Origin of the sequence: Streptomyces sp. NRRL S-31 (genome assembly GCF_000718775.1) — a bacterium.
In the GTDB taxonomy this organism is placed as follows: Bacteria; Actinomycetota; Actinomycetes; order Streptomycetales; family Streptomycetaceae; genus Streptomyces.
On the sequence record NZ_JOCB01000021.1, the window covers coordinates 14,773 to 26,855 of the forward strand.

The 12,083-nt window shown below is 72.8% G+C and carries 9 protein-coding genes, 1 pseudogene and 1 riboswitch; of the genes and pseudogenes, 9 read left to right on the forward strand and 1 reads right to left on the reverse strand.

Annotated features, from left to right (window positions below):
* Nucleotides 1-53: 53 nt before the first annotated feature.
* Complete coding sequence (locus IF37_RS0111045; protein WP_030739859.1) at nt 54-746, reverse strand: hypothetical protein; 693 nt, start codon at nt 744-746, stop codon at nt 54-56.
* Between the two features lie 189 nt (nt 747-935).
* Between IF37_RS0111045 and IF37_RS0111050 the strand changes: the two genes are divergently transcribed.
* From IF37_RS0111050 to IF37_RS0111090, 9 genes and pseudogenes are all read left to right on the forward strand, one after another.
* A complete protein-coding gene (locus IF37_RS0111050) occupies nt 936-3,170 on the forward strand; it encodes an N-6 DNA methylase (protein WP_030739862.1) in 2,235 nt (744 codons plus the stop codon).
* A 144-nt stretch (nt 3,171-3,314) separates the two neighbouring features.
* Complete coding sequence (locus IF37_RS0111055; RefSeq protein ID WP_052845096.1) at nt 3,315-3,875, forward strand: hypothetical protein; 561 nt, start codon at nt 3,315-3,317, stop codon at nt 3,873-3,875.
* 38 nt (nt 3,876-3,913) lie between these two features.
* The gene (locus IF37_RS0111060) at nt 3,914-5,407 is read left to right on the forward strand and encodes a serine/threonine-protein kinase (RefSeq protein ID WP_301540321.1); all 1,494 of its coding nucleotides are present in this window, start codon (nt 3,914-3,916) and stop codon (nt 5,405-5,407) included.
* 300 nt (nt 5,408-5,707) lie between these two features.
* Nucleotides 5,708-5,860 (forward strand): annotated as a pseudogene (locus IF37_RS45660) (peptidoglycan-binding protein); the annotation flags it as partial.
* A gap of 198 nt (nt 5,861-6,058) precedes the next feature.
* A complete protein-coding gene (locus tag IF37_RS0111070) occupies nt 6,059-6,721 on the forward strand; it encodes a SurA N-terminal domain-containing protein (protein WP_030739872.1) in 663 nt (220 codons plus the stop codon).
* Nucleotides 6,722-6,816: 95 nt separating this feature from the next.
* Nucleotides 6,817-7,878: a nucleoside triphosphate pyrophosphohydrolase gene (locus IF37_RS0111075; RefSeq protein WP_079165670.1), complete on the forward strand. Its 1,062-nt coding sequence runs from the start codon at nt 6,817-6,819 to the stop codon at nt 7,876-7,878.
* A 218-nt stretch (nt 7,879-8,096) separates the two neighbouring features.
* A complete protein-coding gene (locus IF37_RS0111080) occupies nt 8,097-9,368 on the forward strand; it encodes a cytochrome P450 (protein ID WP_030739878.1) in 1,272 nt (423 codons plus the stop codon).
* Nucleotides 9,369-9,600: 232 nt separating this feature from the next.
* A complete protein-coding gene (locus IF37_RS0111085; protein WP_030739881.1) occupies nt 9,601-10,752 on the forward strand; it encodes a transglycosylase family protein in 1,152 nt (383 codons plus the stop codon).
* A 183-nt stretch (nt 10,753-10,935) separates the two neighbouring features.
* Nucleotides 10,936-11,110: riboswitch (cyclic di-AMP (ydaO/yuaA leader) on the forward strand.
* A 4-nt stretch (nt 11,111-11,114) separates the two neighbouring features.
* Nucleotides 11,115-11,852 (forward strand): transglycosylase family protein, encoded by a 738-nt coding sequence (locus tag IF37_RS0111090; protein ID WP_030739883.1) that lies wholly within the window; start codon nt 11,115-11,117, stop codon nt 11,850-11,852.
* Nucleotides 11,853-12,083: the final 231 nt, after the last annotated feature.

Consider the following 12,083-nt stretch of genomic DNA (forward strand, 5'->3'; position numbering starts at 1 on the left):
GCGCGCTGCCGTCCCGGTGTGGGGAGCCCCCGCCCCGGGGCGGATCGGAAGGGTCAGGCCTTCTTCCAGTCGCCGCAGTCGTTCGTCTTGAAGTAGGCGTCCGACGGGCTGATGGTGACGACGGCCGTGCCGGTGACGTTGTTGTTGGCGATGATCGAGCCCAGCCCGTGGTCGGCGTCCTTCGTGCGCTCCCAGTAGCAGGAGTCGCCGCCTCCGGTGGACTTGTAGGTGCCCGGCGCGATGTCCGTGCCGACCTTGAACATGCCTCCGTCGCCGTCCATCGAGGTGGCGGGCGTGCCCTTGGCCTTGGGGTCCACGGCCTCCCAGTCCTCGCAGCCGGTGGACTTGAACAGCTTGTCGGTGGCCTTGACGGTCACATAGCTGGTGCCGCTGACGTTGTCGTTGGCCAGCAGGGAGTCCATCTCGCCCGAGGCGTCCTTGGCGCGCTCCCAGTAGCACATGCCGTCGGTGTTGCCGGTCGTGCGGTACGTCCCCGGCCGCACGTCCGAGCCGACTTGGTATTCGCCGTCGCCGCCGAAGGCCGCCTTCTTCTCCTCGGCCGCCTTCCTGCCCCCGGGCTGTCCGGTGCCGCCGGATCCACCGGCCTTGTGACCGGCCGACGCCGACGCCCCCTTGTCGCCGCCGGAACCGCCGTCCTTGCCGTCACTGCCGGCGTTCGCGGACACGGCACCGATGATGGCGATCCCGACGACGGCGCCGACCACGACCTTGGCCTTCATGCCCATGGCGAAATCCTCCCCGAATGCGGCGGCCTCCCCCTCCGGTGACCGCTCGTTCGCTGGGTCAATAAGACCAGAGTCTGTGAACCGAGTCAACGGTGTGAAGGGATGCAGTCGTGTGCACGCTCGTGAATGACGGTCTGTCGTGTACGCCGGTATGCTCGGTGCACACACGGGACGAGGGGAGCGGGGCCGGTGCAGGACAACGCGACAGAGGTGACCGCGGCCGGTATCGCGCGGCTCGCCGGGGTGGGCCGCGCCGCCGTCAGCAACTGGCGCCGTCGGCACGCCGACTTCCCCAGGCCGGTGGGCGGTACCGAGACCAGCCCGTCCTTCGCGCTCGCCGAGGTCGAGGGGTGGCTGCGCAAGCAGGGGAAACTCGCCGAGGTGCCACTGCGCGAACGGGTCTGGCAGCAGCTCGCCGGTCATCCGGAAGGCCCGCTGACGGCCCTGGTGCACACCGGCTGCGCGCTGCTGCTGATCCATGAGCGTCCCACCGTCTGGCTCGACGCGAGTGCCGGCTCCGACGCCCGGCTGGCCGCGATGCTGCCCGGTGCGCTGGGTCAGGTGCTGGCCGCGCGCTTCGGTGGCGGCGGGCCGTTGGACACCGAGCACGGTGTGAACTCATCATCGACGCGGCCGACTGTGAACACTCCGCCGACAGTTCACACCGCATCCGACGTTCACGCCACGTCGATCACCGGCACGCCGGTCACTACCTGCGCAGCAGCCAACGCAGCACCGCGAGCCACGGCGGACACAAAAGCCACTCCCACCGCGCCCGCACTCCGCACCCCCACCGGCCCCCAGCTCCTCCCCTCCGTCCCCCTCCTGCGCGGCGCCGCCGAACTGGCCGCCGAGGTCGGGGCGCGGCAGGCGTTCGAGTTCCTGCTGGGCCGGCAGCTGGACGCCAACCCCCGCCAGTACACGCTCACCCCGGCCGAGCTGGCCGGTCTCATGGCGGACCTGGCCGGCCCGGCCCGCACCGTCCTGGACCCGGCCTGCGGCACCGGCGCCCTGCTGCGCGCCGTCGACGCCCGCCCCGAACAGGAGCTGCACGCCCAGGACAGCGCCCCGGACCTCGCCGCGCTCAGCGCGCTGCGGCTGGCCCTGCACGGCCGGGCCACCGTGCGCGCCGCCGTCGGCGACACCCTGCGCGCCGACGCCCATCCCGGGCTGCGCGTGGACGCGGTGCTGTGCCATCCGCCGTTCAACGAGCGCAACTGGGGCCATGACGAACTCGCCTACGACCCCCGCTGGGAGTACGGCTTCCCGGCGCGTACCGAGTCCGAGCTGGCGTGGGTGCAGCACGCGCTGGCCCGGCTGACCGACGGCGGCACCGCCGTACTGCTCATGCCGCCGGCCGTCGCCTCCCGGCGTTCCGGGCGCCGCATCCGCGCCGACCTGCTGCGACGGGGCGCGCTGCGGGCCGTGGTCGCGCTGCCGGTGGGTGCGGCGCCGCCGTACAACATCCCGCTGCACCTGTGGGTGCTGCGCCGGCCGGACCGGACGCCGGCGTCGCCCGAGGTGCTGCTCGTGGACACGGGCCGGTTCGCCGGAGAGGGGCGGGGCGGTCCCGACTGGGCGGCGGTCCGGGAGGGCGTACTGGACGCCTGGCGCGCGTTCGCGCGCGCGGGGCGGCTGGCGGAGCGGCCGGGGCTCGCCCGGTCCGTGCCGGTCATCGACCTGCTCGACGACGACGTGGACTTCGCGCCCGCGCGCCACCTGCCGCCGCCCGCGGTGGCCGACGGCGCGGAGCAGCTCACGCAGGTGCGTGAGCGTCTGGGCGCGACCCTGCGGCTGACCGCCGACCTCACCCCGCCGCCCGCCGACCCGGCACCGCCCGTGCGCTGGCCGCTCACCACCGTCGGCGAACTCGCGCGCGGGGGCGCGCTGGTGATGCGGACCGGCGGGAACGGCGGCCACGCGCGCGTGCCGGTGCTCACCGACCACGACGTGCTCGCCGGAACGGCACCCTCCGGCACGCTGCCGGAGAGCGAGGAGGAGGCCGTCCTGACCGAGCCGGGCGACGTCGTCGTACCGGTGCTCGGAGGGGGCTCGGTGGCACGGGTGGTCGACGAGGCGACGCGGGGCGCCGCCCTGGGGCGCAACCTGGTCCTCCTGCGCCCCGACCGCACCGCGCTCGACCCGTGGTTCCTCGCCGGGTTCCTGCGCGGCACCGCCAACAACCGGCAGGCCAGCAGCTATGCCTCCACGGCGACCCGCCTGGACGTGCGCCGGCTGCACCTGCCCCGGCTCCCGCTGGAGGAACAGCGGCGCTACGGCGAGCGGTTCCGCGCACTCGACGAGTTCGAGCGGGCCCTCCGGCACGCGAGCCGGCTCGGGGAACAGCTGGTGCGCGGGATGTACGACGGCCTCACCGACGGCACGGTGGCCCCGAACCGACCCGGGCCCGTCCCGGACCGGTGAACCGGACAACGGTTCGGTACAAGTCGGACCGCTTGTCCCTGCCGGGCCATATGCTCGATGCGACGATCGCACGTCCGGTGCCGTCCGCCCCCGCGGACCGTGCCGGGCGGACGGGCACGCCCACTCCCAGGACCAGGAGCAGCCATGCAAGGCCACGGCTACGGACAGCCGGTGCAGCCGCCGCCGCACACCGCGTGGCTGGTTCTCCTGCGTGTGCTGTTCGTGGCGGTCGGCATCCTCTCCATCGGGTTCCTGGCCTGGGTGATGCTGCTGCGGCTGGCGGCCGTCACGCGCCGGTCGCTGGACTGGGGGCTGTTCGTGGCGGTGCTGGCCGCCGACGTCCTCAGCATCACGCTGCTGGCGTCCGAGCCCGGCGACGAGATCCACACCACCGGCGGCTACGTCGGCCTCACACTGCTGCTCTGCACGCTCGTGGGCACGATCGCGTACTACCTCGCCGCGGACATCCGGCACTTCCTGGTGCGCAAGCAGGGCTACCAGGCGCCGAACCCGGCCGCGGCGTACGGCTACCCGGCCACCGCGGCACCGTACGGCGCGACGACCGTGCCGGTCCCGCCTGTCCCGCAGGTGTCGCCGGTCCCGCAGGCGTCGTCGCCGGTCACGCCGCACACCCCGCCCCCGGTACCCCACCCGCCCGTGCCCCAGCCCCTGCGCAAGCAGGACGGCCTTGAGGGCGGACGGTGACCGTGGCGACAGGGCGTGTCGTCGCCGACCGGTACGAACTGTCCACCCTGATCGGGCAGGGCGGCATGGGCCAGGTCTGGACGGCGTACGACCGGCGGCTCGACCGGCGCGTGGCGGTGAAGCTGCTGCGCCCCGACAAGGTGGCGGGCCAGGAGGCGGACGAGCTGCGCCGCCGGTTCCTGCGGGAGTGTCGGGTGACGGCGCAGGTGGACCACCCCGGTCTGGTGACGGTGCACGACGCGGGCAGCGAGGGCGAGGAACTGTTCCTCGTCATGCAGTACGTCGACGGCGCCGACCTCTCCGACCACCTCGCCGAACACGACCCGTACCCGTGGCAGTGGGCGGTGGCGGTGGCCGCGCAACTGTGCGCCGTGCTGAGCGCCGTGCACGCCGTGCCGATCGTGCACCGGGACCTGAAGCCGCGCAATGTGATGGTGAAGCAGGACGGCACGATCACCGTCCTCGACCTGGGCGTGGCCTCGGTGATGGACACCGACACCACCCGGCTCACACACACCGGCTCCCCGATCGGTTCGCCCGCCTACATGGCGCCGGAGCAGGCGATGGGCGGCGCGGTCGGCCCGTACACCGACCTGTACGCGCTCGGCGTGCTGATGCACGAACTGCTCAGCGGCGAGGTGCCGTTCGCCGGCTCCACGGCGCTCGGCGTGTTGCACCGGCACCTGTACGAGCCGCCGCTGCCCGTGCGCCGGATCCGTCCCGAGGTGCCCGAGGCGCTGGAGACCCTGGTGCTGCGCCTGCTCGCCAAGGACCCGCAGCACCGGCCGGCGTCCGCGCAGGAGGTGTACGAGGACCTGGCGGGGCTGCTGCCCGCGCGCGGTACCCCCACCGGCGCACCCTTGGACCCCACGCGCCCCTTCCTGCGTCCGCACGCCCCCTGGCCGGACCGCGCGCGGACGCCCGCGCACCAGCCCGCCCCGGTCGCGCCGGCGCCGCAGGCGGCCGGGAAGCCCGATGTCGCCGCCGCCGTGGACGAGGTCAAACGCCTGCTGGGCGAGGGCCGCATCACACAGGCCGTGGACATCCTCGGGGCGATCCTGCCGGCCGCCGCCGAACAGCACGGCGAGCACTCCCCGGTCGTGCGCACCCTGCGCAAGCAGTACGCGGCCACGCTCATGGACGACGGCCAGTACCGGCGCGCGCTGCCCGAACTGCGCCGGCTCGCCGACGAACGCGCCGCCGAGGCCGGACAGGCGGACCCGCAGTCGCTGCGCTACCGCTACGAGGCCGCGCAGTGCCTGGAGCAGCTCGGCGAACCGGCGGCGGCGCTCGCCGAGTACCGCGCGCTGCTGCCGTACTACGAGAACCAGTACGTCTCCGGGGACCCGCAGCTCGCGTACGAGGTGCGCCGGCGCATCGGCCAGTTGCTGCTCGCCCTCGGCGACCGGCCGGCGGCCCACGACACACTGGCGCGACTGGTCATGGACGTCGAGCGGTTGCACGGTCCCGGTCACCCGCTGGCGGTGGAGGTCCGGCGGACGCTCCAGTGGCTGGGGCAGGTGCGTGGCTAGGCCGCACGGATGTGCCTCCTCCTGGGAGGATCTTGAGCACTACAGGGGCGGCTGTTTCCCGGCAGCGGACCCGGCGCTCGATACCTTGCGGTTCTTTTTCGCCGGACACGTCCCGGAAGGACACGCTTCGCCGGACACGTTCCCGGCGGCCGTTTCCGGGTTCGGCAGGCATTTTCGCGTTCCGTACGCACGGTTCGGTACGCACGGGGTGCACCTCCGTGCGCGACGAGGCCCTGGGCGCGAAGGACGCCGCCGACGCCGAGGCCAAGGCGTCCGCGCTCGGCATGAAGGCGGGCAGCCACGACGACCGCGGACTGGTCGTGGGGCTCCACTCAGTTCACCGGTCACAGCCGCGCCCACCAGTACATGGTCAACAGCAAGGAGTCGCACGGCGGTGTCACGCCGACCGTCGACCGGGACGCCTGGGACGCGCCGGTGGCGATCATCGGCTGACCCGGCCGCCCGCCGGGAGCGGCGCGGCGGTGCCCGAAGAGCGCGTGAATCGTTGGTCGAATGGGTTGGCCGCAGCCTGCCCACTGCCTACCATCGATCACCGCAAGACTCGGTGCGCCCGCCCGTCGCCCGACCAGCACCCCTGGCGGAGGCGCTGGCGCGCCGCACCTGTCGTTGCAATCTCCTCGGGAGGTTTCCTTGCACCGCCGCCGCCGCCGTCGCACCGCGCTCGTCCTCACCGCCGCGATCGCCGCCGCGGCACCCTTGCTGACCGCCTGCGGAAGCGACGCGCACCCCGGTGCCGCGGCCGTCGTCGGCGGGCAGCGGATCACCGTCGCCCAGCTGGAGAACCGGGTCGACGAGGTCCGCCGGGCGCAGCGGGCCGCGGTGCCGGACGAGACGCAGTACCAGCAGGTCGTCTCCTCCACCAGCAGCCTCACCCGCGACACCCTGCACAACATGGTGCTCGACCGGGTGCTGCACCGCGCCGCCCGCGACCAGGCCGTCACGGTCACCCGCAAGGAGATCCAGCAGATGCGCGCGGGCCTGGAGCAGCAGACCGGTGGCGGCAAGGGACTGGAGACCGCCTGGCTCCAGAAGTACGGCATCGCCCCGGCCCGCCTCGACGACAACCTGCGCCTCCAGCTGGAGGCGCAGAAGCTCGCCGCGAAGCTCGGCACCGACACCAGCCGGCCCGCCTTCTGGCAGGCCCTGTCCAAGGCGTCCGCGGAGCTGCACGTCGACCTCAATCCCCGCTACGGCTCGTGGGACGTGCAGAAGAGCAGCCGGGTGGACACCGGCACGCCGTGGGTGCGGGAGGCCACCGCCACCACGACGGGCGGCCAGCCGCTGACGACCTAGTCCGTCATACGATCACCTGATCACGCGATCACACGTTCTCCCGGCCCTGTGGATAACTCGATCCGCTCTTCGGCGCCGTGGGTTACGTTCGGATCGTGAACGAAATCAGCCCCGCCGCCGGTCCCCGGCCCGGCCCGGAAGCCGCCCCGGGCCGCGTCGTCCTGCTCACCACCAGCCACCGCGTCGCCCCCGGCCTGCTCTCCTGGCCCGCCTGGCAGGCGCTGCGCACCGCCGACACCGTGCTGTGCGCGGACGGCGCGCATCCGCAGCTGCCGTATCTGCGTGAGGCCGGGATAGCGGTGGCGCAGGCGTCTCCCACCGCGCGGGAGCTGGTCGACGCCTGCGCGGGCGGGCGGACGGTGGTGGTCGTGGCGACGGGCGAGGGCGAACCGGCGCTCACCGACGGCCTCGCCCGGCTGGCCGGTTCCGGCCGGGTCGCCATGCCGGAGCTGGAACTGCTCCCCGCCTCCTACGACCTGCCCGGCGCCCGCCTGCTCGACCTCGTACAGGTCATGGACCGCATCCGCGCCGAATGCCCCTGGTCCTCCCGGCAGACCCACGAGGGGCTGGCCAAGTACGGCATCGAGGAGGCGTACGAACTGGTCGAGGCGATCGAGGCCGGTGACCGGGCGGAGCTGCGCGAAGAGCTGGGCGACGTCCTCCTCCAGGTCGTCTTCCACTCGCGGATCGCCGAGGAGGACCCGGACGCGCCGTTCTCGGTCGACGACGTGGCCGGCGGCATCGTCGCCAAGCTCATCCACCGGCATCCGCACGTCTTCGGCGAGGAGGAGGCGGAGACCCCCGAGGACGTCAAGGAGCACTGGCTGCGCACCAAGGCGGAGGAGAAGCGGCGCACCTCGGTCACGGAGGGCGTCCCGCTCGGCCAGCCCGGCCTGGCCCTCGCCGCCAAGCTCGCCTCCCGCGTGCGCACGGCGGGCCTGGACGTCCCCCTGCCGGCGGGCGAGGGCATCGGTTACCGGCTTCTCGCGCTGGCGGTCGGCGCCGAGGCGGACGGCGTCGACCCGGAGGCGGCGCTGCGCGCGGCGGCGCGGGCGTACCGGGACGCGATCAAGGACACCGAGGCCGCCCGGACGACGGGCGCCGGAGCGGGAGGCACGGTGGAGGAAGAAGGAGAGGAAGGGGAGGAAGGGGAGTAGGGAGGAGAGGAGGAAGCGGAAGTGGAAGAGGGAGAGGAGGCAGAACAGGCGAGGAAGCGGAGCAGGGGAGGAAGCGGAGCTGGGGAGGAGACAGCGCAGGGCGAGCGCGGTAGCCGAAGCGCGGTCCGGAGCCGCGGCGTCACCGCCCGGAGACCCCGGCGAGCCGCCCCGAAGGCGCCCCCCGGCAAGCCCCCCGGCACGCCGGATACCGTCAAGGGGTGACCGAGCAGCACCAGCCCGACCAGCCGACCCCCGCCCTCTTCACGTGGGAGTTCGCCACCGACCCCTATCCCGCCTACGCCTGGCTGCGCGAGCACGCCCCGGTGCACCGGACGCGGCTGCCGAGCGGCGTGGAGGCATGGCTGGTCACCCGGTACGCCGATGCCCGGCAGGCCCTGGCCGACCAGCGGCTGAGCAAGAATCCGGCCCACCACGACGAGCCCGCGCACGCCAAGGGCAAGACCGGCATCCCCGGCGAGCGCAAGGCCGAGCTGATGACGCACCTGCTGAACATCGACCCGCCGGACCACACCAGGCTCCGCAGGCTGGTCAGCAAGGCGTTCACCCCGCGCCGGGTCGCCGAGTTCGCCCCCCGGGTGCAGGAGCTGACCGACCACCTCATCGACCGGTTCGCGAAGACCGGCTCCGCCGACCTGATCCACGAGTTCGCGTTCCCGCTGCCCATCTACGCCATCTGCGACCTGCTCGGTGTGCCGCGCGAGGACCAGGACGACTTCCGGGACTGGGCCGGGATGATGATCCGGCACGGCGGCGGGCCCCGGGGCGGGGTCGCCCGGTCGGTGAAGAAGATGCGCGGTTACCTCGCCGAGCTGATCCACCGGAAGCGCGCGGCGCTGCCCGCCGTGCCCACGCCGGGCGAGGACCTGATCTCCGGCCTCATCCGCGCCTCCGACCACGGCGAGCACCTCACCGAGAACGAGGTCGCCGCCATGGCGTTCATCCTGCTGTTCGCCGGCTTCGAGACGACCGTCAACCTCATCGGCAACGGCACCTACGCCCTCCTCACCCACCCCGGCCAGCGCCGCGCGCTGGAGGAGTCCCTGGCGCGCGGGGAGCGGGACCTGCTGGAGACCGGCGTGGAGGAGCTGCTGCGCTACGACGGTCCGGTGGAGCTGGCCACCTGGCGGTTCGCCACCGAGCCGCTCAGCATCGGCGGACAGGACATCGCGCCGGGCGATCCGGTGCTCGTCGTCCTCGCCGCCGCCGACCGGGACCCGGAGCGGTTCGCCGAGCCGGATGTGCTGGACCTCGCCCGCCGCGACAACCAGCACCTCGGCTACGGCCATGGCATCCACTACTGCCTCGGCGCCCCGCTCGCCCGTCTGGAGGGCCAGACCGCGCTGGCCACCCTGCTCACCCGCCTGCCCGATCTGCGGCTCGCCGCCGACCCGGCCGAACTGCGCTGGCGCGGGGGGCTCATCATGCGGGGACTGCGCACGCTGCCGGTGGAGTTCACTCCCACCGACTGACCACACCGGCCGTACGAACCATCTGATCACGCCAGGTAGACATGTAAACCGGACACACCGCCTGAACACATCCCTCCAGACGAAGATGACAGGCGTTCAGCTTTGTGATCTTCATGTGATCTGTGCGGCATGAACTTGTGACAAGTGATCGTGTGCCTATACGTTCACCCATCAGCGTGGTGCGGAGCATCTTCCACCGCGCCGGCCCTGCTGTCGCTCGAAAGGCTTCTGCATGCTCTCCGGGAACGGGCGACACCGTCGCCCCCGCCAGGCCCCGGCCCTCCTCGTCGCGGCCGGAGTGACCGGCTCCGCCATCGCCATCCCGCTCCTCGGCGCCGCGAGCGCCAACGCGGCCGACGGCACCACGTGGGACAAGGTGGCCGAGTGCGAGAGCGGTGGCTCCTGGAGCGCGCACACCGGCAACGGGTACTTCGGCGGTCTCCAGATCTCCCAGGACGACTGGGACAAGTACGGCGGCTCGCAGTACGCGGCCAGCGCCGACCAGGCCAGCCGCAACCAGCAGATAGCCGTGGCCGAGAAGATCCTCGCCGCCAAGGGCACCACCCCGTGGGCCACCTGCGCCCTGCTGTCCGGCCTGACCTCGGACTCGGGCTCCGTGGACCTCGACACGGGAGTCGGCTCCGGTGGCACCGCCGGCTCGGACGACTCGTCCGGTTCGGGTCACACATCCGGAAACTCCGGCAAGTCAGGTAACTCCGGCAAGTCCGGGAACTCCGGTAAGTCGGATGACTCCGGAACCTCCGGCTCCGTCGACGACACCGACCCGTCCGCCCTGCCGGACGCGTCGCCCTCGGCCGGTACCGGCTCCGAGGAAGGCTCCGCCCAGGATGCCCCTTCCTCGCCGGACGCGACCGGCAAGCCGGCCGCGAAGCCGGGCAAGGGCGTGGACAAGGGCAAGGGTGCGGGCAAGGACGCGGGCACGGCGACCGGTTCCGCCGGGACCGGCACCGCCGGGTCCGGCGAGACGCCCTCGACGGACCCCGTGAGCCCGCAGGAGGCCGGCGGCGCTCCCACGGCCACCCCGGACGCCGGGATCGAGTACAACCCGCAGCGGGCCGCCGGTTCCTGGAGTCTGGTCGACACCGGCTCGGTCGGCAGTGGCGGACGTCACCGGGGCGCGACGGCGGACGAAACCGTGACAAACGGTCAGAAGGCTTCGTCGTCCGGCCGGCACGCCTCCCGTGAATCGGGCACCTACACCGTCCGTGAGGGCGACTCCCTCGCCTCCATCGCCGACTCCCTGGACGTCGACGGCGGGTGGCATGCGCTGTACGCCGGCAACAAGAAGGCGATCGGTGCCGACCCGAATCACATCAGGGCCGGTCAGACCCTGGAAGTCGGGGGCGAAACGGACGCCGGATAGGGCGAGTTGGCGCCCCGCTTACCGACCTAATGTCCGGTTTGGTGAAAGTGTGGGATGAGTCTCAGAAGCCCTGATCGTCTTTGAAATTCCGTGGATCACCTGCTTACGGTCAAGGCCGCTCGTCACCACGAGCCCCGGCATCCGCCACGCCGAATCCTGCCGGCGGTCGCCCGGGAACAGTCGTCGCGTCAAGCGCCGTAGGCAGGAGCGGGGGACCCAAGGTAGGCGCCGGGGCCAGCAGTTGAGGCTGGAACCGGCTGGGGGTGAAGCCGCACTCCGCGCAAGCGGGAGGTGCGGCCGGGCAACTCAACCGGCCCGAACCCGACAGCTCACCTCGCAGGCGTCGGTGAGGGGATAGATCCATGCTGTTTACCGGCAAGGGCAAGCACCGTCGTCCGTCCAAGGCCGTCCGCGCCATCACGCTCGCCGGTGTCACCGGTGCCGCCGTCGCCGCCCCGCTGATGGCGGCCGGCAACGCCTCCGCCGCCACCTCCTCCCAGTGGGACGCCGTCGCCCAGTGCGAGTCCGGCGGCAACTGGTCCATCAACACCGGCAACGGCTACTACGGCGGCCTTCAGTTCTCCGCCTCCACCTGGGCCGCGTACGGCGGCACCCAGTACGCCGCGCAGGCCGACCAGGCCGGCAAGGCGCAGCAGATCGCCGTCGCCGAGAAGGTCCTCGCCGCGCAGGGCAAGGGTGCCTGGCCGGTCTGCGGCAAGGGCCTGTCGAGCGCCCCGTACAACGGCTCCGCCCCGAGCACCTCCTCCGGCACCGGCTCCGGCAGCGGCACGGGCTCCAAGTCGACCGCGGGCAGCACCACCACCCGCTCCACCGACCAGCAGGCCGCCTCCCGCTCCGCCGAGCGCCCGGCCGCCTCCGCGGGCCAGAGCGGGACCAAGAGCAAGACCGTCACCACCCCGACCGGCAAGACGGTCAAGAAGGGCGACGGCGAGTACAAGGTGGCCGCGGGCGACACGCTCAGCACCATCGCCGCCGAGCACGGTGTCAAGGGCGGCTGGCAGAAGCTGTTCGAGCTGAACAAGGACATCGTCGAGGACGCCAACCTCATCTACCCGGGTCAGCAGCTGCACTTGAAGTGACCCTCCCGGCCGCAGGCCGGACCCCGGGGCCCGCGCCCGCCCGCGGGCCCTGCCCGAGGCCCCGCGCGGGCCACCCCGTCCCCACGGGCTCCCCGTCCCGGCGCGTGTTCCCCCGTACGCGCCGGGGCGGGGCTTTTTCACGCCCGCGGGGCGCCGAGTCCGCCCCAGCCCTTTGTTTCGGGCAGAAACAAAAGGTACCGTCGGCGTGTCCACGGGGCGGTCGGTCAGTGG